The following is a 22,214-nucleotide window of genomic DNA, read 5'->3' as shown; positions in this document are numbered from 1 at the left end:
ATTTCAAGATAAATCATTTTCGAAGAAATGTGAAACTTTTTGCTCAACATGGCGTACGCTAATAGTAGACACTTATAAGGAGGTACATTCTATGACGTTACAAATCGATCGTGTCTCGAAACAATTCGGCGACTTCACGGCCGTCGATGACTTGAGCTTCCACGTCCCGAAAGGTGAGATGTTCGGCCTGCTCGGGGCGAACGGCGCCGGGAAGACGACGACGTTCCGCATGATTCTCGATATCCTCAAACCGAGTGCCGGAACGATTACGTGGGATGGCCGCAACGTCGACCATCGCATCGTCGGCTATCTGCCGGAAGAACGAGGCCTGTATCCAAAGTCACCCGTTCGTGACCAGCTCGTCTTCTTAGCAAGCTTGAAAGGCATGCGGCAGGCCGAGGCGAAACGAGCCGTCAAGACGTGGCTCGAACGGCTCGAAATCCCGCAGTATGAAACGATGCGCGTCGAACAACTGTCCAAAGGGAACCAACAAAAGATTCAACTCGTGGCCGCCCTGCTCCACAACCCGGAGCTGCTCATTCTCGATGAACCGTTCAGCGGACTCGACCCGGTCAACGTCGAGATTTTAAAGCGTGAAGTGCTCGCCCTCCGTGACGCCGGGACGACAATCGTCTTCTCGAGCCATCGGATGGAGCACGTCGAGGAGTTGTGCCAACATATCGGCATCTTGAAAGGTGGACGTGCCGTCGTCAGCGGCGACGTACCTACAATCAAGACACGCTATGAGGAGCCGGTACTGTTCATTGAAACCGATCGACCGGACCTGCTGCAAGCCCTCCCGGTCGTCCGGGCGGTCGAGCCATATAAAGATGGCCACTTCGTCCGCCTCGACTCGTTCGACGACAGCGACGCGGTGCTCGGTGCCCTCGTGGTGAACGGGGCCGCCATCAAGACGTTCATGCGCCAGCCCGTTTCATTAAACGACATCTTCATCAAGGAGGTCGGCCAACATGTTTCATAACTTCGGACCACTCTACTCGTTCACGTTACGCTCGAAACTGCGCTCGAAGGCGTTCCTCATCTCGACGCTGTTGACAATCCTGTTCATCTTCGGTTTTACGAACATCGACCGCTTGCTCGCGAACTTCGAGGACACTGACCAGGCGCAAGCCATCCTCGTCACCGACAATAACGAACTGACGACGCTCATGCAGTCTCTCGGCTATGAAGATATCGAGTCGGCGTCCATCAGCGAGTCCGAGGCACGTGCCGGGCTCGATAACGGGGACTATGAGATCGTCGCCTTCATCGAAGAGGACTCGGCCCGCGTCCTCTCGGAACGGCCGGAACCGGATTTCACGACGGTACTACAGACGGCGCTGCGGGAAGTCCGGAACGCCGAGCTGATTGAGGCGTCGAACATCGACCCAACCGTCCTCGCGGCGTTGAATGAACCCGTGACGGTCGAGGAATCGTATCTCGGCCGCGGCGGAGAAAACTCGGACGAGCTGTTCTCGTCGTTCGCCTTCGTCTATGTCATGCTCATGTTGCTCTACATCTCAATCATCACGTACGGGTCGATGATTTCGACCGAGGTCACGACCGAGAAATCGTCGCGTGTCATGGAGCTCATCATCTCGACGACACATCCGGTGACGCACATGCTCGCTAAAATCTCGGCTATCGGGACGCTCGCCCTGCTCCAAATCGCCATCTTCCTCGGCTTCGGTTACTTCAGCGCTCGTAGCAACGAGATGGCCCAGTCCGTCATCGACAACGCCGGCAACGTCCGCGCCGTCGTCTATCTGTTGACTTTCTTCACGCTCGGCTACCTGCTCTATGCGGCCATGTTCGCCGTGCTCGGATCGCTCGTCAGCCGGGTCGAGGAGTCGCAACAGATGACGATGCCAGTTATCATGCTGCTCGTCGCCGGGTTCCTCGCCGCTATGTTCGGCTTGAACAATCCGGAGGCTCCGATCGTCACAATCCTGTCGTACGTGCCGTTCTTCACGCCGATGCTCATGTTCCTTCGCGTCATGCTCGTCGACGTGCCTGTGTGGGAAGTCGCGTTATCGATTGGCATCATGATCGCCACGATCGGTGTGATTTTGTGGGTCGGCTCGAAATTTTATCGCGGCGGTGTCTTGTTCTACGGCAACAATGCGATTAAACAATGGCGACAAATATTACAGAATCGACAATAACGTTTACAGCATTTTCGTTTTCGTATACTCTAAAGAATGTGCAAAATGAGGAGGAAACGAACTATGCGATCACGATTACTCGCAGCTTTAATCTTTACTTTCATGACGACGCTCACGACGTTCATCTGTTATACCGTCTTCTTGGACGCCGATGCGCTGTGGCAAATCTTGCTCGCATACGCAGGAAGCACGTTCCTCGGGACGCTCGCTTTTTGGTATCCGGTCAGCCGTCGTCCGGAGACGTCCCGTTTCGGCGGCGCGTGGATCGGCATCTTGATCACGGCGACGACGCTCATCGGATTCACCGCGATCCGCTTCAGCGTTCGTGGTGACGCCGCGTCCTTACTCGACTGGCAGACGATGCTCGCGAGCCTCGCCTACACGTTCGGTTACGTCGGTTGGGTGCTCACGATTCTCAATATCGTGCTCGGCTTCCTACTTGCCGGGACACGACCGAAAGTACGCTACGACGCGCGCATGGCGCGTTAACAGAAAACAGCCGTTCCTCGGAGCGGCTGTTTTTGTATGCAAAAACCGTGGTCTCCCACGGCTGTCACTGCAATTTATACGATTTAGCGATGACCCCGAACTCCGTGTATTGGAACGAGTTGTCGACGAACTGGTCCGGTACGAGCTGCTCGATATAGCGAGCGAACGGAACAATCCGTTGCGTCGGTTCGTGCGAGCGGCCTAGGTCGAGCACAGCATCGACGAGCGCCTCGAGCGCTTGATGTGACGTCGGTTCCTCGTCTTCGGCAAAGATGCGACGGAGTTCTTCCTCGTGCATCAAGTCGAAGATGCGCATGCGCGCCTCGAGCTGACGTTGCATGTCCTCGGTCGACTTGCCGTGCATCGCCTCATCGTAGGCGAGCTTCATCTGTTCGAGCTCCGGGACCGTTCCTTTCATGAGCACTTTGAGCGACTCACCCGTCCAAATATGGCGGGCCAAATAGTTCGCGTCGATCTTGAGCGCCTCGGCGAGCGCCTCTATGTAAGGCATCGTCGGGTAGACTTCACTCAGCTCGGTCCGGCGAATAAAGTACGGGGCGACGCCGATGCGGTCGGCGAGTGCCTCGACCGAGATGCCGGCCCGCTCACGTAAAATTCGAATCCGATCCCCATACCCCCGATACGGTGCGTTCTTTCCATCCATGTGTCTCTCCCCCTCTCTTCTTAGTATAGTTCCCGAATCCATAAAAAAATACTCGGAAGCGTATGCCTCCGAGTAAAATGTGCAACTTATTTTTTCGTCAATTCGACGACTTCTGAAGAACCGGCTGTGACCGTGTCGCCTTCAGCAACGAGTTTGTTGACGCCAAAGCTGTCGTGGTTCGTGATGATCACTGGTGTGATCGTCGACGGCGCGTTCGCTTTGATGAAGTCGAGGTCGAATGTGACGAGCGTGTCGCCAGCTTTAACCGCTTGACCTTCTGTCACGTGCGTTTCGAAGCCTTCACCTTTAAGGTTGACCGTGTCGAGACCGATGTGAATCAAGTACTCGGCACCGTTGTCAGCGTTGATCCCAATCGCGTGTTTTGTCGGGAAGACAGTCGCGATTGTACCGTTGACCGGCGAAACGACTTTACCATCTGTCGGTTCGACGGCGATACCGTCACCCATCATTTTTTGCGAGAACACTTGGTCAGGAACGTTTGTGATGTCAATGACCTTCCCTGTAAGCGGTGAAACCGCGTTAAGTTGTTCTTCTTTACCACCGAATAGTTTTTTAAAGAATCCCATAGCTTAATCCCTCCAACATGTTCTGTTAATCAAAGTCTTAGCTTTTATACCCGAAAAGCTTCCTCTTCAATCCCTACCCTAGAAACGGTATAGTTGTAATAAGGTAGTGCGAATTCGTTTACACATCGTAAGAATACGAGTGTGCAACCGCTTTTGCAAGCCCTTTTTACACTTTATAAAAATTTCACACGATGGAGGCGCTTACAATGACGACTTTCACAAAATTGTCATATGAACGGCCCAATTTGGAGGCTCTAAACAGCCGATTGTCGGACTATTCAGTCGAATTGCAACAAGCCAGCACACTCGAGGAGGCGAACGAATTGATTCGCCAAATCAACCAGGAACGGAACGAATTCGAGACGCAAAGTCAGCTCGTCTCGATCCGCCACTCGATCGACACGCGCGATGCGTTCTACGAGGCCGAGCAGACGTTTTTTGACGATGCCTTGCCGGTGTACGAGAAAGAAGTGCAAGCGTATTATCGGGTCTTGACCGAGCACGACCTTCGCAACCAACTCGAACAGGAATGGGGCAGCCAGTTGTTCGAACTTGCCGAGCGCGCCCTCAAGACGTTCGAAGAGTCGCTCATCCCGAAACTTCAAGAAGAGAACCGATTGGCGACCGCTTATCAGAAGGTCATGTCGGCGGCCCAAATCGAATTCGACGGCAAGACGCTCAACTTGTCCCAGTTCGGCCCGTATCTGCAATCTCCTGACCGTTCAGTTCGAAAAGCGGCGTCCGAGGCCCGTTATACATATCTCGCCGACAACGGCGACGAACTCGACCGCATTTATGGTGAACTCGTACGCGTCCGGACCGACATCGCTCACACGCTCGGCTTCCCGTCGTTCGTTGAGCTCGGTTACGCCCGGATGCAACGTGTCGGCTATGACGAGTCAAACGTCGACAACTTCCGCAAGCAAGTGCGCGACGTCATCGTCCCGCTCGCGACGACGTTAAAAGAGAAGCAGGCGAAACGGATCGGTGTCGACACGCTCACGTACTACGACGAGTCGTTCGTCTTCCCGGACGGCAACGCGACACCGAAAGGCGACGAGGCGTTTATCATCGAGGGTGGGAACACGATGTACCGCGAACTCTCGAAAGAGACGGACGAGTTCTTCCAGTTCATGCAACAGCGCGGCGCTCTCGATCTTACGGCGAAACCGGGCAAGTCCGGTGGCGGGTACTGCACGTACCTCCCGTCAGAAGGTCTCCCGTTCATCTTCTCGAACTTCAACGGGACGGCCGGCGACATCGACGTGCTCACACATGAGGTCGGTCACGCCTTCCAAGTGTACGAGAGCCGTCATTTGACGACGCCAGAATACGCGTTCCCGACATACGAGGCGTGCGAGATTCACTCGATGTCGATGGAATTCTTCTGCTGGCCGTGGATGGAGCTATTCTTCGGCGACCAAGTCGACAAGTACAAGTTCAATCACTTGGCCGGAAGCATCACATTCTTGCCATACGGCGTCCTCGTCGATGAGTTCCAGCACGTCGTCTACCGCAACCCAGAAATGACGGCCGCTGAGCGTCGCCAGGCATGGCGTGACCTTGAAAAAGTGTACCTCCCGCACCGTGACTATGAGACGAACGGTTATCTCGAGTCAGGAGCTTGGTGGCACCAACAAGGGCACATCTTCCAAAGCCCGTTCTACTATATCGACTACACGCTCGCGCAAGTGTGTGCCTTCCAGTTCTGGGTGCGCATGCATGAAGACCGTGAAGCAGCGTGGAGCGATTACCTCACGCTCTGCCAAGCCGGCGGCAGCCGCTCGTTCCTCGAGCTCGTCGAGTTGGCCGGACTCAAGTCGCCGTTTGAGGACGGCGTGTTGAAACAGACGATTGGACAGATTGAAGACTACCTGTTGAAGCATCCGTTAGCGAACTAAAACGAACCCACTCACGTCAGTGTGAGTGGGTTTTCTCGTGCTTGCTTAGGAATACATTCAGATGAATGCGCAACAACAGTTGAGCCAGTGAGCTCGCCTGTGGTCTTCAAATCACATCTAACGGTTCTTTCCCACTCGGTGGCGGGAACGCCTCGTCGAGCGCATTGAAGTCATCCTCGCTCAGGTTGAGAAGCATCGCCGCGCCGTTCTCTTCGACGTGGGCTTTCTGCCCTGCTTTCGGGATGGCGATGACGTTGCCACTCCGCACCGTCCACGCGAGCAAAATTTGGGCCGGTGTCGCACTGTACGCCTCGGCGATCCGGTTCACCGTTTCATTCTCGAAGATGTCCGCCTTCACGTCGCTTCCTTCGGCGAGCGGGGCGTAAGCCATCATCGGGATGCCCTGTTCCTGTAAGAACGGCAACAAGTCGTACTCGACACCACGGCTGCCGAGATGATAGAGCACTTGGTTGACGCCGCAATGTTTCCCCTTCGGCAAGGCGAGCAGTTCTTTCATGTCGTCGACGTCGAAGTTCGAGACACCCCACGCCCGAATCTTGCCATCCGCCTTCAATTGCTCGAGCCCATCGACGGTCTCCTCGAGCGGGATGTTCCCGCGCCAATGAAGCAGATACAAGTCGAGGTAATCGGTGCCAAGACGTTCGAGCGTGGCGTCACACGCTTGGACGAGCTTGTCGCCTCCGGCGTTATGCGGATACACTTTCGAGACGAGAAACACGTCTTCTCGCCGGTCTCGAATCGCTTCACCGACGAGCGACTCCGATTTCCCTTCCCCGTACATCTCCGCCGTATCGATGACGTGCAACCCGCAGTCGAGTCCCGTCCGGAGTGCCTCGATCTCGGCTTCCCGTTTCGATTCGTCTTCTCCCATGCGCCATGTGCCTTGCCCGAGGGCCCTCATCTCACGCCCGTCTGGCAGTTCAGCCACGTGTTGTTTCAATGCCGCCAAAATTAATGTATGTGGAATGCGGTTCATGCCATCTCCTCCTTCGTCCATTGTTCGTGTAATGGTCCAGTCGTCCCGAAGACTGGATCGGTCGCCGGCTTGTCGACTCGTTCGATGCGCAACACACTGTCCGGTCGCTCTTCCGGTTTCCCCGTCAACGTGTCGTAGTCGCGTCCTTCCGGATACGCACCGACGATGGCGAAATCTTCACTCGCCTCGAGACGGCGATGTCCCGTCCCGGCCGGTAAAATCAAGACGTCCCCCGCTTGAAGCGAGACGAGGTCCCCGGTCGCACCCCCGAGTTGAACCGTCGCCCGGCCCGATTTCACGCCGAGCACTTCATGTGTGTTGCTGTGGTAGTGGTGGTAATCGAACACCCCGTTGACCCAGCTGTTCCCCCAGCCGTTATGTTCGAACGTCTCTTGCATGCCGTCCGGCTCGTCGAACACGCCTCGGTATAAAAGCACCGGAAAATTTGGATTGTTCGGAATCGAACCGTCGTCTTCAAATCGATATGTCTTCATATCCATTGTCATCCCCTCCTTGTCTCTGTCTTTGTACCCGAGTTGACTCACGATTAACCTGTGAGCCAAATCACGGTGAAAAGTTCAAAAAGATAATTCAAAAAACTTAGTTTGTTCGATAGACAAACTAAAAAGTTTGATGTATTCTATTCCTGAAAACGATTACAGAAATGAGGAGGATGATTCGCATGTCACAAACTCAAACGAAAAAGGAATACTATGAAGGTGTCGGACAAATCAAATTTGAAGGAGCTTCTTCTACCAATCCATTCGCCTTCAAACACTACAATCCAGAAGAAAAAATTGGTGGGAAGTCGATGGAAGAACTGCTCCGCTTCGCCGTCTCGTACTGGCATACGTTCACAGCCGATGGAAGCGACCCGTTCGGCAAGGCCACGATGATCCGACCGTATGACCGCCTTTCAGGAATGGACCTCACCAAAGCCCGCGTCGAAGCGGCGTTCGAGTTCTTTGACAAGTTGAACGTGCCTTACTTCTGCTTCCATGATTTCGATATCGCTCCTGAAGGAAGCACGCTCGCTGAGACAAACCGAAACATCGACGTCATCGTCTCGATGATGAAAGAATATATGAAAACAAGTAAGACAAAATTACTTTGGAACACAGCGAACATGTTCTCACATCCACGCTGGATTCATGGAGCCGCGACTGCGCCGAATGCAGATGTGTACGCATACGCAGCAGCTAAAGTGAAAAAAGGACTCGAAGTCGGGAAAGAGCTCGGGGCCGAGAACTATGTGTTCTGGGGAGGTCGTGAAGGGTATGAAACGTTGCTCAACACCGATATGGGACTTGAGCTTGATAACTTGGCCCGCTTCTTCCACATGGCCGATAGCTATGCCAAAGAGATCGGCTTTGATGCCCAGTTCTTGATCGAACCGAAACCAAAAGAGCCGACGAAACACCAATACGACTTCGACGTGGCGACGGGTCTCGCCTTCTTACAGAAATATGACTTGGCGGACCGCTTCAAATTCAACATCGAAGCCAACCATGCGACGCTCGCCGGACACACGTTCGAACATGAGCTTCGCGTCGCCCGTGTGAATGGGATGCTCGGATCCGTCGACGCGAACCAAGGTGACCCGCTCCTCGGCTGGGATACGGATGAATTCCCGACCGACCTGTATTCAACGACGCTCGCCATGTATGAGATCTTGTTGAATGGTGGGCTTGGAAGCGGTGGGCTCAACTTCGATGCAAAAGTCCGCCGCGGTTCATTCGAACCTGAGGACTTGTTCTATGCCCACATCGCAGGCATGGACAGCTTCGCCGTCGGTGCGAAAGTCGCTCAACGCTTGATTGATGATCGTGTGTTCGAAAACATCATCCAAGATCGCTACGCAAGCTACAAAGAAGGAATCGGAAAAGACATCGTCTCCGGTCAAACCGACTTCCACAAACTTGAGGCCCACGCGTTCACGCTTACCGACATCCAAAATAAATCGGGACGTCAAGAACAGCTCCGTCACATCCTCAACCAATACTTGTTGGATGTACAACGCCCTTAATCGCGAAGCCCAGACTCCATGATGGGGTCTGGGCTTTTCCATCAAACTAGAAAGGATGAACCTAATGAAATATGTCATCGGAATCGATTTAGGGACGAGTGCGGTCAAAGCCATCCTCGTCGACCAAAACGGGCAAATCTGCGGGGAAGCGAGTCGCGCCTACCCTCTCATCCAAGAACGAGAAGGCTATAGCGAACAAGATCCATCAGCCTGGGTCGAACAGACGGTCAACGCCTTGACCGAGCTCGTTCAAAAGTTTGAAGGACGTCCTGAAGACATCGAAGGCATCAGCTTCTCAGGACAAATGCACGGGCTCGTCTTACTCGATGCGCAACATCAGTTGCTTCGTAATGCGATTCTTTGGAACGATACGCGGACGACGGCTGAATGCGAGGAAATCAAGGATCGACTTGGACCACTACTCCTCGATCTTACTAAAAACCCTGCGCTCGAGGGCTTTACGCTTCCGAAACTACTATGGGTGAAGCGGTATGAGCCTGACTTGTTCCGTCAAGCGGCCGTCTTCCTGCTCCCAAAAGACTACGTCCGCTATGCGTTGACAGGTCAACTGCATATGGATTATTCCGATGCGGCCGGAACGCTTCTCCTCGATATCGCTAAAAAGGAATGGAGCGACGAAATCTGTGAACGGGTTGGTGTGCCGAAATCCCTTTGTCCCCCACTCGTCGAGTCGTCTGATCAAATCGGGACGCTCAGTTCTTACTACGCGACGCGCACCGGCCTTTCTTCGAACGTCAACGTGTTCGCCGGAGGTGCGGACAATGCCTGTGGTGCCATCGGGGCAGGTATTTTGAACGATCAACAAACGATGTGCAGCATCGGTACATCGGGTGTCGTCTTGGCCTATGAACCAACCGCCCTGCTTGATTTCAAAGGGAAAGTCCATTATTTCAATCATGCTAAGCCAGGTGCCTATTATACGATGGGTGTCACCTTGGCAGCAGGACATAGCTTATCCTGGTTCAAGGATACGTTCGCACCGGACCAATCATTCGAGACGTTGCTCGCCGAAGTGAAAGACGTACCGATCGGGGCGAACGGGTTGTTGTTCACTCCTTATCTCGTCGGCGAACGGACTCCTCACGCGGATGCAATGGTGCGAGGAAGCTTTATCGGAATGGACTCCACCCATCGACTCGCCGATTTTTCACGGGCCGTGTTAGAAGGAATCACGTTCTCCTTAAAAGAGTCCCTCGAGCTGTTCCGTGCGGAAGGCAAAGTGATCACGTCGATCGTTTCGATTGGAGGGGGCGCCAAAAACGAGGCATGGCTGCAAATGCAGGCAGACATCTTCGACGCTACCATCATCAAACTTTCCAACGAGCAAGGCTGTGCGCTCGGTGCCGCCATGTTGGCTGCGTACGGCTGTGGGTGGTTTAACAGTCTCGAGGCCTGCAGTAAGGCGTTCATTCAGGAAGCGAAGCGATACGAACCGATTCCAGAAAACGTCACACGCTACCACGCCTTGTTCGCACTCTACCAACAAGTCTATCCGGCCACGAAACAGCTCTCTCATGGTCTGTCCGCATTTCGGAGAAAGTGAGACGACGATGAACTATACATCTGACCATTACGGGACCGTAGACGGTATCCCCGTCTCGCGTCACCGCGTATCGACAGACTCGTTCAGCTTTTCTTGTATCGATTATGGATGTACCATCACGGAAATTGCCGTCCCCGATCAACTGGAGAACATGGAGAACGTCGTATTAGCGCTTGATTCGCTTGAGGATTACGTCCGTCACGATTATTATCTGGGTTGCGTGGTCGGACGGGTGGCCGGAAGGATACAGAATGGTCAGTTCACACTCGACGGTCAGACCGTTCAACTGTCTTTGAACGACGGTCCCAACCACCTTCACGGTGATTACTTCCATAAGGTCGTCTGGATCCCATCCATCGAACAAACGGATGATGGCGTGACCATTCGATTTGAACGGTCGTTTCCTCATGGACATCACGGATACCCTGGGAATATTGACGTCTCGGTCGAATACACGATTACCCCCCACGCCGTGGCCATCCGCTATGAGGCGAAGACCGACGCGCCGACCGTCATGAACATGACAAATCACACATACTTCAATTTATCAGGGACGTCCATGCCGATTTCTGACCATACGCTTCAGCTTATGAGTGACTCGTTCTACGAGCTAGACAAGACCCTTATTCCGCACCGCGTGAAATCCGTCATGACCTCCCCGGCGTTCGATTTTAGAGAGGCGAAACGAATCGAAGATGGTCTAAATGATTCAGATGCGCAACTTGACCTCGCCGGAGGCTTCGATCACCCGTTTTGCCTGCCCCAAACGGAACGTCCTCAAATCAATCTTCGTCATGCTTCCGGCCGCAGGCTTTCCGTCCATACGACCGAGCCGTGTGTCGTCTTCTATTCGGGCAATATGCTTCCGAACGAGCTGAGACGGAAAGGCCTTTGTTTCGAGACGCAACAGGCACCGAACCTGCTGGACCCTCGTAGTGTGTTACGTCCCGGCGAGACGTACGTCGCCGAGACGACGTGGACGTTTGCCCCATAACAATAGCCCGCCATCTGAAGGTGACGGGCTATTTGTCATTGCATCATTCGACGCTGTAAAAACTGCTCGATGGCAAGCGAGGCCATCCCGATCGCTGAAGCATGATCGCTCAATTTCGACGGGATGAGCTCGAACGAATGATCGGCTTGCGCATACACCCGCGATGAGATCGCCGTACGAATCATGTTGAGAACCATCGGATGTGACTCGATGACCCGACTTTGAATGACGATTACTTTCGGATTATAGACGTTCAGTACCGTGTTCAACCCGACCCCGACATAAAAGCACCATTTTTGTAATTCATTTAACACAGATGCCTCATTGGCCTGTAAACTTCGTTGTAGCGTCTCGACCGTATGACCTGGCAAATACTTGTCCCATAGTACTTTTTCTGAGGCATACAATTCCCAACACCCGCGATTGCCACACGTACATTTCGGTCCATTGTATTCAATGGACATATGCCCGAACTCGCCAGCGAACCCATCCTCGCCTCGATACAATTCCCCGTGTAAGATGATGCCCGTACCAACACCTGTCCCGAGACTAACGAAGACCATCTCCCCATGGTCTTTCCCTGCCCCGAATCGTCGTTCTCCGTAAGCCCCCGCATTGGCCTCATTCTCTAAATTAACGGGTACATCATAACGGTTCTCTAAATCGTGCTTCAAACCCGTCACGTCAGGACGGAGGTTCGGGACAAAAATGACTTGTTGCTCGCGATTAATGAGTCCAGGCACCGAGACGCCGATTCCAATGAGCCCATATGGCGAGGACGGCATTTTCCCAAGCAACGCATCGATGGCAGCTCTCACCTTCGGTTCCGCCTCTTGGTCCGCCTCGGCCCACTCGGTCGTCAAAGACTCCACGACGTTACCTTTTAAATCAGTCAATACCGCATTGATCGCTTTCACGCCTAAATCGACTCCGATGGTGAATCCTGCCTGCTGGTTGAACACGAGCATGACCGGGCGACGCCCCCCGCTTGAATCGCCTTGTCCGATTTCAAAGATGAGTTCTTCGTTCAATAGAGCGCCAATTTGCGCAGATACCGTCGATTTGTTCAATCCCGTTACTTCTGACAGTTTTGCGCGTGAAATTGGGTAACTACGAATAATTTCATTCAACAATACGGTTTTATTCATTTTTTTCACAAGCTGTTGATCAGCGGTCACATCTAATTTTGCCAATGACTTTGTCTCCCCTTTATACGAAGTGATGTCTCATCCATCGTTTAACTTTCGTTCCATTCCGTTTTACTCTCAAATTCATTATACAAAAACCACAAAAATATAGTTGAGAATTCGAGTCTCATTTTGTATGATAAGGATAGTTAGTTTATCCGTCAAACAAACTAACTTATTTTTTAACTCGATATTGTAAGCGTTACCAATTCCAAGGAGGGCAAAACGTGATGAAACAAAATCAGAACACGCTATACCTCATGACCATCACACTCGTCGCGACATTAGGTGGCCTGTTGTTCGGTTATGATACTGCTGTCATCTCAGGCGCAGAGAAATCATTGGAGAAGTATTTTATTGACGGGCTGAACTTAAGTTCGCTCGTACACGGGGCGACCACTTCCTCGGCATTGATTGGCTGTATCATCGGAGGAATCATCTCTGGTATATTCGCAAGCCGATTTGGTCGTAAAAAATCATTGATTTTCGCGGCCGTTCTTTTCTTATTGTCTGCATTGGGTTCGGCTTATCCCGAAGTCCTCTTCTTTACGAAAGGCGAACCGACGATTGCCCTTCTACTTACGTTCAACTTGTATCGCATCATCGGCGGGATCGGCGTCGGACTTGCCTCGGCCATCACGCCGATGTATATCAGTGAGGTCGCGCCAGCTGCGATTCGAGGACGGCTCGTGTCGCTAAACCAATTTGCCATCATCCTTGGGATGCTCGTCGTCTACTTCGTCAACTGGTCGATCACAAGTGGACAAACGGTCGCCTGGATCGATGACATCGGTTGGCGGTATATGTTTGCCTCTGAAGCCATTCCGGCCCTCCTTTTCGGTTCGCTCTTATTGATTGTTCCGGAAACACCACGGTATTTGGCGCTCCAAGGCGAGGAAGAAAAGGCTCTCCACATCCTCAGTCGAATCAATGGCAAAGAACGCGCCGAAGCGATCATGCAAGACATCAAATCGTCTGTCAGTCATTCTTCAGCCAAGCTGTTCACTTACGGAAAACTGGTCATCACCATCGGGATTCTCTTATCGGTGTTCCAACAATTTGTCGGAATCAACGTCGCATTGTACTATGCCCCACGAATCTTTGAAAGTATGGGTGCCGCTAAAGACGCTTCCATGATGCAAACCGTCGTCATGGGGCTCGTCAACGTCGTCTTCACCATCGTCGCCATCTTGTTTGTCGATAAAGTCGGCCGAAAACCATTGCTCATCATCGGTTCGATCGGCATGGCAATCGGGATGTTCGGTGTCGCTTCGATGGCCTACACGAATGCAATCGGGATTGGTACACTCATCTTCATCATCATCTACACAGCCTCATTCATGATGTCATGGGGACCGATTTGTTGGGTACTCATCTCGGAAATTTTCCCAAATAAAATCCGAGGGCAAGCGGTCGCGATCGCTGTTGCCGCTCAATGGACAGCCAACTACTTCATTTCATCGACCTATCCGATGATGATGGAATTTAGTGGCACGATGACATACGGATTTTACGGGGTGATGAGCGTACTGTCCGCCTTGTTCGTCTGGAAGCTCGTACCGGAGACGAAAGGCAAAACGCTCGAAGAGATGGAAACATTATGGAGTGACAAGCAAGCTGACTCAAAAGACGTATCCGCCTCGTAACGATAAAAAGACAGCGATTCTCTCATTGAAGAGTCGCTGTCTTTTCGCTTGATTTAGGAAATGACGCCTTCCCCGGTTTGTTCAATATGTCCTTCTCCCCAGGCACACATCGCGTCCAAAATCGGTTGGAGCGACCAGCCGTAGTCGGACAGGGAATAGACGACTTTCGGTGGGACTTGTTCATACACCGTGCGGATGATGACACCGTCCGCCTCGAGTTCGCGCAACTGTTGCGTGAGCATTTTTTGCGTGATGTTCGGCATGAGCTTTTTCAATTCACTCGTGCGGCGTTCTCCTTTAATCAAATGACACATGATGACGACTTTCCACTTGCCGCCGATGACGTCAAGCGTCGCCTCGACCGGGATGTTGTATGGCATGATGGTTCCTCCTTATGGACCGGGATAGGTACTTTTCGGTGCCTATCGTACTTGAAAGTGCGTACTTCCCAATTAAATTCGATGGACTTATGATAGCAACTGTAGCTCAGTTATACAAGTTCATCTCACCAGTAACCTCTTCTTGAGACAGTAAGGATCTTTTTCGACCGTACTGGACAATAAAGAAGATGGGAGATGCTCGAGCTGCCTCGAGATGAAGGGCCCTCATCTCAACAAACATTCTTTAGGAGGAATTACTCATGAATCAACCGTACACCCAACCTGTCGACGAACAGGCACCGAAAAACGGAGGGCTGGCACTGCTCGCCCTCGCCATTAGCGCCTTCGGCATCGGGACGACCGAGTTTGTCCCGGTCGGCCTGCTCGCATCAATCGCCAGCGACTTGAACATCGGCATCACGCTCGCCGGTCTCATCATCTCCGGTTATGCCATCGGCGTCGCCGTCGGTGCGCCGATCTTGACGGCACTCACGAACCGGATGGATCGCAAGACGTTGCTCATGGCACTCATGGTCGTCTTTATCGGCGGGAATTTGGTCTCTGCCCTGTCGACCAGTTTTGAACTACTGATTGCCGCCCGATTTATCACTGCGTTCGCACACGGTGTCTTCTTCTCGATTGGGGCAACGATCGCCGTACAGCTCGTGCCACCGCATAAAAAAGCGAGTGCCATCGCACTCATGTTCACCGGCTTGACGGTCGCGACCGTTACCGGCGTCCCGCTCGGCACGTTCATCGGTCAAGCGTTCGGATGGCGCGCCACGTTCTTCGCCGTCGCCGCACTTGGGATCGTATCAATCATCGCCAGCTTCTTCTTGATCCCGAAAGATTTGAAACAGTCGCCGCCAGCGAAGTTCTCCGATATGAAGAAATTGCTCACGAACGGCCGAATCATGCTCGGCTTCTTGATCACAGCACTCGGTTACGGCGGAACGTTCGTCGCCTTCACGTACTTGACGCCAATCATGCAGGACGTGACGAACATCAGTCCGAGCTTGATTAGTATCGTCCTACTCGTCTACGGGATCGCCGTCGCCATCGGCAACTGGGCAGGCGGAAAACTCGCCAATGAAGACCCGGCCAAGGCGTTGTTCTATATGTTCATCGTCCACGCCGCTGTCATGCTCGTCATGTCGTTCATGATTCCGTTCAAAGTCGCGGGACTCATCGCCATCGTTTTGATGGGACTGCTCGCCTTCATGAACGTACCTGGCCTTCAACTATATATCGTGCAGTTGGCAGAGAAGTATGTACCGGCTGCGGTCGATGTCGCGTCGGCGCTCAACATCGCCGCCTTCAATATCGGTATCGCACTCGGTGCGACCATCGGTGGGTTTGTCGCGGACTCAATCGGTCTCGTGCATACGCCTTGGGTCGGTGGCATCATGGTCATCATCGCTGTCATCTTGACCGCCGTCTCACGTCGTTTGGAAGCGAAATAAGGAGGACACCATGTTCAACAATCATGTCAGCTACAATCGGATGTATCGGGAGGGCGAGCTCACGCTCGGCCTCCACATCCCGTTAGAAAATTTCAAGATGCGCACCCCGACGCTTGAACGTCAAGTCGAGCTCGCCCAACAAGCAGACGACTATGGCTTCACGGCGCTCTGGCTCCGAGATGTCTTGCTGAAAGATCCGAACTTCCTAGACCCGGCAGTCGGACAGATTTACGACATGCTCATCTATGGGACACACTTGCTCGGTCAGACGAAACGCATCGCCCTCGGCACGTCCGCCCTCGTCTTGCCGCTCCGCCATCCGCTCCGTTCGGCGAAAGAAGTCGCGACGATTGAAGCGTTGTTCCCAGAACGTTTGATTCTCGGCATCTCGTCCGGTGACCGTCGAGCCGACTTCAAAGGACTCGGGGTCGACCATGCGACAAGGGGCGAGCAGTTCAAAGAGTCGCTCCGTGTCATGGAGCAGGCGCTCTACCACAACTATCCGACCATCGATTCGTCGTACGGCGAGGTCCATGAGGCGACGCTCGTTCCCCGTCCGAAAAAACGCATCCCGACGATGATCACCGGGTTCGCGCAGCAGGACATGGACTGGCTTGGGCAACACGGGGACGGGTGGATGTATTATCCGCAGGCCCCGTTCGCCCAACAGCAAGTACTCAACGATTGGCGCGAATCAGGTCGGACGCATGGAAAAGGGTTCCGTCCGTTCTCGATGCCGATGCATCTCGATTTGGCGCATGACCCGGACGAACTGCCGACTCCAATCCGGCTCGGCTTCCGTGTCGGTCGCAATCAGTTAATCAAACTGCTCGAGGCGTATCGGGCCATCGGCGTCAATCATCTGTTCTTCGCCTTGTTCGACGGAGAGCGTCCGGCCGACGAGGTCATCGAGGAGCTTGGTGAATATGTGCTCCCCCATTTCCCACCGCTTTCGTAATACTCATGTACTCAAAAAAGACGACTTTCCTACATGGAAGTCGTCTCTTGCGTTACAGCCAGTGGCTCGGTCGCGTGTAAACGGGTGCCAGTCTTGTCTGCCGGTCCCCTTTCATCGCGTTCACTTGCATCTGTGTCAAAAACAGACTATCAGTCAACGTTGCTCCTCGCACGTCCAAATCTCGCACGTCTGCCCCCATGAAATCGACATAGGACAGGTCTTTCCCACGTAAGTTAGCACCAATCAACAAGGCGCCTCGATAACACGTGCCTCTCACGTCACGCTGACTCACGTTTCGTCCAATCAAATCGGCCCGATCTTGCTCGTGTCGTGACGTCAACGTCAGGCCGTCCTGTTTCAATCCTTCCGCACGTATGTGCTGACTGAGTCGGACGAACAACGGGCGGACTTGTTGTCGGAATGCCATCAGCGCCGTCCCGGTCAACTGTTCAGGCGGCAACTCACGGAAAGCCAGTAGCTCTTCCAATAACGTCTCGAGTAACCGAGCATCGTGCTCAGGGATCTCCCGGGTCAGGATGTCAGTGATGTAGAGCAACAGCTCATGGACTTGGCTCATGATTGGCACCGTCGCGAACATGCGCGTCCCATCGACCTCCCCCTCCCGCCAGCTTCGTCCGTGAAACGTCACTTGTGACACGAACTGCCCGGCCCCGAGACAGTCGTACACCGTACATCCTTTGAAGCCCCGCTCACGCAGTTCGGAATGGATGTTGCAGGCATACGAATCTGCCAAATGGACACACGGCTGTCCTGCGGGTTTATCCATGGGGAAATCCTCAGATTTCAAGTAGTGGAACGCCACACAACAGAGACCGAAACAATTCGCACAATCCGGTTTGAGCGATTCACGCAGCATATGCAGATCGGGCATCGCCATTCATTGTCACTCCTTCATTGTATGTCTTGACTCTATACGTACAAGTATAAGGAATGTCCCTATTTTTCCAAAGCCTTTATTCAATCAATCAAGTTTGCCTTCATCCTTTTCCCCATAAAGCAGTTGCTCCCTCGTTCGCCTTTTCTGCTCTGCCTCGGATATTTCTTCGTAAAGCGCAATCACAGCATCGAACGAACTTTCGACGTCGATGCGTTGTTCCAATAGGTGATCAACATAGAATCCGTGACGCAAATTTTCGAGATGGAGTTCCGCTGTTTGATGGAACATCATCTCAAACTGTTCTTTTGCTCTTTGAATCTCGTCATGCGGTTTCCGATCCGTTAAAAGCCGCTGGTCAAAAGGGTCTGTTGAATGAATGAGCTCGTCCCACGCTTCCGGTGACAGTCTGGCTTTCCAATAATCATAGCCCGATTCAAAGCGTTGCAACGGTCGACCTGATGGAAACGATTTTTCGGCATAAGCTTCGTACAGTTTTCGCCAATGCTCGAAAAACCAATTGATCAACGCCATGTCCCAATCCATGAACATTTCTGATTTGTCATGCTCGACGAATTGGACCCTTCCGCCTTGATACGTCACCTCATAACGAATCGTCCCTTGAATGGACTCGTCGCGATAAAACATGTCATGGCGATACCTCATATCATCTAAATCGAGATCTGCCGGTTTCTCATACGCTTCGAGTGCACTCGCAAGTGATTGGACCGCTCCTGTCGTCACATCGGTGAACGTCACTTCAATCCGCTCAATGGTTCGGGGTGTCTCCAGAATCCCTTTGTTGTAACAGAAGGCCAAGACGAGCGGTCGTAGGCTGTCCGTCGACTCGGGAATGACAATCCATTCATGTAGCAGCGGGTCATTGTAATACCCCTCTTTGATTAACGCTTTTGTGTTGAGGCCGCCATTTCCAATAATTGTATATAGCAGAATATCAAGGTCTTAAACTTCACCGTATGGGATCATCCCATAGAAGTTCTCTTCTATCTCGTCACCCGTCCGGAAGTCCCGTCCGCTCCACCACTCCACGACAAAACGCCATCGCTCGACGAGCCACCATACCCACTCACCGCCGCTCATACCGGTTTGCCATTCATTCCGTTCATGGGCGACCCACTCGTCTTTATCGTACGAGACAGACTGAGAGGTCCCGTCTTGGTAGCGGATCTGATAGGTGAAGATACCATGTAACGTGTCTCGGTGAAGCAACGAATACGCCGATTCATTCAAATACAGCATGAAATCGATGAAGTTCACTGCTTCCTCAGACCCTGCCTCTTGAAACCATAGCTCAATCGATTCAATGACTCGTGGTTCCATCTATAGTTCGCCTCCCCATTACTTGTATTCGCACATACAAAAACCAACCCGCTTTCACACAGGTTGGTCCGTTCGCTCAGTTCACTTTATTCTCGAGCTGTTTCAACTTCGTCGAGTAGTACTCGATGATGTCGCGGCGCCGGATGATGCCGATGAAATACTTCCCGTCATCGACGACCGGCACGAAGTTTTGGTCGGTGATCGCATCGACGAGCTCCTCGATTTGCGCCGTGATGGCGACCGGCTTATACCGTACGCGTTGCTTGATATCTTTCAACCGTGTCCGGAGCACTTTTTCGTAATCTTCTTCCCCGCGAAGCTGCTCGGCGAGTGCCCAGAGTAAATCCCCTTCTGTCATCGTCCCGGCGTAAAAGCCGTTCTCGGATACGAGCGGCACCGAGGTGAAGCGATGATGCTTCATCTTCTCGAGCGCTTGCCGTACCGTCGACTCCGGGTCTAGATATTTGACGTCTTCTTTCGGATATAAAAAGAAAGCGATATTCATGTACAATCTCTCCTCAATCTAAAAATCCACCTCTTCATTGTACCATGTATTAGGGTCTAGTCAGCACAAAATGACCATCTAATCTGCATCTGTTCTGTCACAAGGAGGCTCATTCTCTCTATTTCGTAAAGCGTTTCCAAACAATCCGTCTGAAGTTGTTGCGACCACACAAACAGGCACGGCCCCGAACAGCTTCTCCAAAGCCAATCTTGACCGTGAATCAAACATCTTGTCTCACCTATATCATTGACCAATCTAAACGGAATCACCCGAAACGGCTTCACTGTTGCTATACCCGAGTGAAGGTCATTCTAGCCTTAAAAACCGTAACAAACATGCTACAGATGGCCATCAAAAAAGCCTAGGAACGTCCTAGGCTTGTCTCACTCAAATAAATTCGAGCAACGTCTTGTTGAATTTGTCCATCTCGTCGAGGACGGTACCGTGACCGCTCTCCTCAAACCGTTCGATGCGCGAGTTCGGAATCCCTTTTTCCATCTCGAGCGCAAACTCGAACGGGCAAATTTTGTCGTGCACCCCATGGATGATGAGCGTCTCGACGTTCACTTTTGACAAATCTTCACGCAAATCTTCGTCGCGGAGTGCTTTCGCCGAAGCGATTGTCCCGTGACTCGAGGCGACGAGCGACAGATGATGGAACCAGTTTTGCGTCGGTTTCGAATGTTCTTTCTCGAAGAAAATCTCACCGAAGCCTTCGAGCATCTTCGGCCGGTCTTTCTTTGTGTCCTCAATCAACGCATCGACCTCGGCTTGCGTCATCCCGTACGGATAGTCCGGACGTTGCGTGAACACCGGTGCTGCGGCGCCGGAGAGGACAAGCTTCTTCAAACCGTCATCCGGGAAATCAACCGCGTAACGGATGGCGATGGCCCCGCCCATCGAAAAGCCAACGAGCGTGAAGTCTTTGACACCGAGACCGTTGACGACCATGTGCACGTCAGACGCCATCGTCGCATAGTCATAGCCCGTCGCCGGTGCATCCGACTTACCGTAGCCGCGATAGTCGATCCCGACGTAGCGATAGCCTGCGTCAAGCAGCGCATTCTTTTGATACTCGAACATGTTGTTGTTCGCCGGCCAGCCGTGCAGGAAGACGACGGCGTCGCCTGTCCCGACGTCCTCTACAAAAATATTCGTTCCATCATGTGCCGTAATATAGTTCCCCATTGGTCAAAACCCCCAGTTGGATTGTTGAGCGGCGTGCGTATTTGCCCACAACCCAACTTTTCCCGTTTGACCAAAGTGGAAACCTGTCAACTGTCACGCCAGAGCGATTCAGCTTTCAAGACGTGCTCGATTGCTCCCGCTCCTTCACGTAATACAGACGTCCGCCACGACTCGTCTTCCGGATAGAACATGGCCATGAATTCTTTGCGAATGCCGTTCCGGGCTTCCGGGTCTTTCGTCCCTTCAAAGTAAAGCCGGTTCTCGAGGATGATCGTCAAAAACTCGCGAATCGTTGCTTTCGTCGACGTCCCGAACGTCCCGAACTCGAACAACGCCGAGACGAGTTTCTTATCGGGATGATGCGTGTCTCGCACATAATAGAAATGGTTCGTCGAGTCCCCGAGCACGTCGGTCGGGTCATACGTCTGGATATTTTTCAATCCGTACGTCCGCTTCAGTTCATCCACGTCACGCCCGTCCCGTTCACTGATGACCATCGTCACCTCGTTCGTCGGGCCGAGCGCCGTGTGCCAGTCCATATGGACGACGCGGTCGTAGCGATCAAGCAAATCGTGTTGCACCTCTTTCAAGAAGATGGCGGACGGCTCATCCGACTCACCGCCGTAGTACACACCTTTAGGGAACTGGTATTGGCCCATCCCTTTCGCCTCTGTCATCGCAGCGAACCCGTCGAGTTTAATGCCAGAACCGAGGAACGAGTAGATATGTTCACGGGCCTCGTGATAGTCATCGATGACGCCGTCTGGGACGAACAAGTGACGCATGATTTCATATTCTTTATTGACGTTACGCGGGAGCGACTCTCGGTCGATGACATAGTTTCGATTCAAGTCGGCGTTATGTTCATTGACGCGGCGGAAGTGTTTCATCCCCCACGGATTGACGGCATGAATGAGACAGATGCCGGTCGATTCGTGCCGGACGTGTTGAAGTTGCGTCTCGACGAACTGGTGTGTCACAGCGGCTCCGGCATATCCTTCGATGCCGTGTTCGCCAATCGTCATGAAGAGCACCGCCTCGCGTGACCCCGCCGGTTCACCGATGATGACATCGATTGTGTCTTCCCCAATCGAGTGGGACATCACGCGTGCGGTCGGATAATAAGGTTTGACGCGGTCGAGCAGGGCGAGAAACTTCTCGCGTGACTCCTCGTATGATGATGAAAAATACTGACTCATAGTGACTCCCTCCATTCTAATCTTCTGTATCCCATTCCCATTCCTGACCCGACTAAAAACGCCTC

The 22,214-nt window shown here is 52.8% G+C and carries 22 protein-coding genes; 10 read left to right on the top strand and 12 right to left on the bottom strand.

The window, feature by feature from the left end; translation table 11 throughout:
• The first annotated feature begins 91 nt into the window (after positions 1-91).
• The 3 genes from KNP67_RS06870 (at position 92) to KNP67_RS06860 (ending at position 2,654) form a co-directional block, all read left to right on the top strand.
• The gene (locus tag KNP67_RS06870; RefSeq protein WP_214714112.1) at positions 92-982 is read left to right on the top strand and encodes an ABC transporter ATP-binding protein; all 891 of its coding nucleotides are present in this window, start codon (positions 92-94) and stop codon (positions 980-982) included.
• On the top strand, positions 972-2,165 hold the full coding sequence (locus tag KNP67_RS06865; RefSeq protein ID WP_214714114.1) for an ABC transporter permease: 1,194 nt from the start codon (positions 972-974) through the stop codon (positions 2,163-2,165). The genes KNP67_RS06870 and KNP67_RS06865 overlap by 11 nt, the downstream gene beginning before the upstream one ends.
• Positions 2,166-2,228: 63 nt before the next feature.
• Positions 2,229-2,654 carry a hypothetical protein gene (locus KNP67_RS06860; RefSeq protein ID WP_029594984.1) on the top strand — a complete coding sequence of 142 codons (426 nt, stop codon included), beginning with the start codon at positions 2,229-2,231 and terminating at the stop codon, positions 2,652-2,654.
• A gap of 64 nt (positions 2,655-2,718) precedes the next feature.
• Here KNP67_RS06860 and KNP67_RS06855 read toward each other — a convergent pair whose 3' ends face one another.
• Positions 2,719-3,318: a helix-turn-helix domain-containing protein gene (locus tag KNP67_RS06855; RefSeq protein WP_029594983.1), complete on the bottom strand. Its 600-nt coding sequence runs from the start codon at positions 3,316-3,318 to the stop codon at positions 2,719-2,721.
• A gap of 86 nt (positions 3,319-3,404) precedes the next feature.
• Entirely contained in the window at positions 3,405-3,905 is a 501-nt protein-coding gene (locus KNP67_RS06850) for a PTS sugar transporter subunit IIA (RefSeq protein ID WP_029594982.1), read from the bottom strand.
• Positions 3,906-4,111: 206 nt separating this feature from the next.
• On the opposite strand from KNP67_RS06850, the gene KNP67_RS06845 reads away from it, so the two are divergent.
• Positions 4,112-5,806, top strand: a complete 1,695-nt coding sequence (locus tag KNP67_RS06845) for a M3 family oligoendopeptidase (RefSeq protein ID WP_214756307.1) — start codon at positions 4,112-4,114, stop codon at positions 5,804-5,806.
• Between the two features lie 106 nt (positions 5,807-5,912).
• Here the strand turns inward: KNP67_RS06845 and KNP67_RS06840 are convergent, their stop codons facing one another.
• Positions 5,913-6,803, bottom strand: a complete 891-nt coding sequence (locus KNP67_RS06840) for an aldo/keto reductase (RefSeq protein WP_214756306.1) — start codon at positions 6,801-6,803, stop codon at positions 5,913-5,915.
• Positions 6,800-7,303 (bottom strand): cupin domain-containing protein, encoded by a 504-nt coding sequence (locus KNP67_RS06835; protein ID WP_214756305.1) that lies wholly within the window; start codon positions 7,301-7,303, stop codon positions 6,800-6,802. The genes KNP67_RS06840 and KNP67_RS06835 overlap by 4 nt, the downstream gene beginning before the upstream one ends.
• 182 nt (positions 7,304-7,485) lie before the next feature.
• On the opposite strand from KNP67_RS06835, the gene xylA reads away from it, so the two are divergent.
• The 3 genes from xylA to KNP67_RS06820 all read left to right on the top strand — a co-directional run bounded on the left by xylA (position 7,486) and on the right by KNP67_RS06820 (position 11,387).
• The gene (gene xylA, locus KNP67_RS06830) at positions 7,486-8,829 is read left to right on the top strand and encodes a xylose isomerase (protein ID WP_214756304.1); all 1,344 of its coding nucleotides are present in this window, start codon (positions 7,486-7,488) and stop codon (positions 8,827-8,829) included.
• Between the two features lie 64 nt (positions 8,830-8,893).
• The gene (gene xylB, locus KNP67_RS06825; RefSeq protein ID WP_214756303.1) at positions 8,894-10,393 is read left to right on the top strand and encodes a xylulokinase; all 1,500 of its coding nucleotides are present in this window, start codon (positions 8,894-8,896) and stop codon (positions 10,391-10,393) included.
• Between the two features lie 7 nt (positions 10,394-10,400).
• Positions 10,401-11,387: an aldose epimerase family protein gene (locus KNP67_RS06820; protein ID WP_214756302.1), complete on the top strand. Its 987-nt coding sequence runs from the start codon at positions 10,401-10,403 to the stop codon at positions 11,385-11,387.
• A gap of 35 nt (positions 11,388-11,422) precedes the next feature.
• On the opposite strand, the gene KNP67_RS06815 is transcribed toward KNP67_RS06820, so the two are convergent.
• Complete coding sequence (locus KNP67_RS06815; RefSeq protein WP_214756365.1) at positions 11,423-12,535, bottom strand: ROK family transcriptional regulator; 1,113 nt, start codon at positions 12,533-12,535, stop codon at positions 11,423-11,425.
• 269 nt (positions 12,536-12,804) lie between these two features.
• Here KNP67_RS06815 and xylE point away from each other — a divergent pair, with 269 nt between their 5' ends.
• Positions 12,805-14,220, top strand: a complete 1,416-nt coding sequence (xylE, locus tag KNP67_RS06810; RefSeq protein ID WP_214718350.1) for a D-xylose transporter XylE — start codon at positions 12,805-12,807, stop codon at positions 14,218-14,220.
• A gap of 53 nt (positions 14,221-14,273) precedes the next feature.
• On the opposite strand, the gene KNP67_RS06805 is transcribed toward xylE, so the two are convergent.
• Positions 14,274-14,603: a winged helix-turn-helix transcriptional regulator gene (locus KNP67_RS06805; RefSeq protein ID WP_353048253.1), complete on the bottom strand. Its 330-nt coding sequence runs from the start codon at positions 14,601-14,603 to the stop codon at positions 14,274-14,276.
• Positions 14,604-14,860: 257 nt separating this feature from the next.
• Here KNP67_RS06805 and KNP67_RS06800 point away from each other — a divergent pair, with 257 nt between their 5' ends.
• On the top strand, positions 14,861-16,063 hold the full coding sequence (locus tag KNP67_RS06800; protein WP_214756299.1) for an MFS transporter: 1,203 nt from the start codon (positions 14,861-14,863) through the stop codon (positions 16,061-16,063).
• Positions 16,064-16,073: 10 nt separating this feature from the next.
• The gene (locus KNP67_RS06795) at positions 16,074-17,021 is read left to right on the top strand and encodes an LLM class oxidoreductase (protein WP_214756298.1); all 948 of its coding nucleotides are present in this window, start codon (positions 16,074-16,076) and stop codon (positions 17,019-17,021) included.
• Between the two features lie 52 nt (positions 17,022-17,073).
• Here KNP67_RS06795 and KNP67_RS06790 read toward each other — a convergent pair whose 3' ends face one another.
• The 6 genes from KNP67_RS06790 to KNP67_RS06765 form a co-directional block, all read right to left on the bottom strand.
• Positions 17,074-17,919: a pentapeptide repeat-containing protein gene (locus KNP67_RS06790; RefSeq protein ID WP_051627693.1), complete on the bottom strand. Its 846-nt coding sequence runs from the start codon at positions 17,917-17,919 to the stop codon at positions 17,074-17,076.
• Between the two features lie 84 nt (positions 17,920-18,003).
• Entirely contained in the window at positions 18,004-18,675 is a 672-nt protein-coding gene (locus KNP67_RS06785) for a hypothetical protein (protein WP_214756297.1), read from the bottom strand.
• A 204-nt stretch (positions 18,676-18,879) separates the two neighbouring features.
• Positions 18,880-19,257: a hypothetical protein gene (locus KNP67_RS06780; protein WP_214756296.1), complete on the bottom strand. Its 378-nt coding sequence runs from the start codon at positions 19,255-19,257 to the stop codon at positions 18,880-18,882.
• A 76-nt stretch (positions 19,258-19,333) separates the two neighbouring features.
• A complete protein-coding gene (locus KNP67_RS06775; RefSeq protein WP_128123335.1) occupies positions 19,334-19,762 on the bottom strand; it encodes a CBS domain-containing protein in 429 nt (142 codons plus the stop codon).
• A 387-nt stretch (positions 19,763-20,149) separates the two neighbouring features.
• Positions 20,150-20,950, bottom strand: coding sequence for an alpha/beta fold hydrolase (locus tag KNP67_RS06770; protein ID WP_214756295.1), 801 nt, complete (start codon positions 20,948-20,950; stop codon positions 20,150-20,152).
• Between the two features lie 86 nt (positions 20,951-21,036).
• On the bottom strand, positions 21,037-22,149 hold the full coding sequence (locus KNP67_RS06765; protein WP_214756294.1) for a M14 family metallopeptidase: 1,113 nt from the start codon (positions 22,147-22,149) through the stop codon (positions 21,037-21,039).
• Positions 22,150-22,214: the final 65 nt, after the last annotated feature.

The sequence above is a fragment of the Exiguobacterium sp. s157 genome, assembly GCF_018618205.1.
Classification (GTDB): Bacteria; Bacillota; Bacilli; order Exiguobacteriales; family Exiguobacteriaceae; genus Exiguobacterium; species Exiguobacterium chiriqhucha.
Note: the sequence above shows the minus strand (reverse complement) of the source record. Positions and strands in the feature narration are given on the sequence as shown.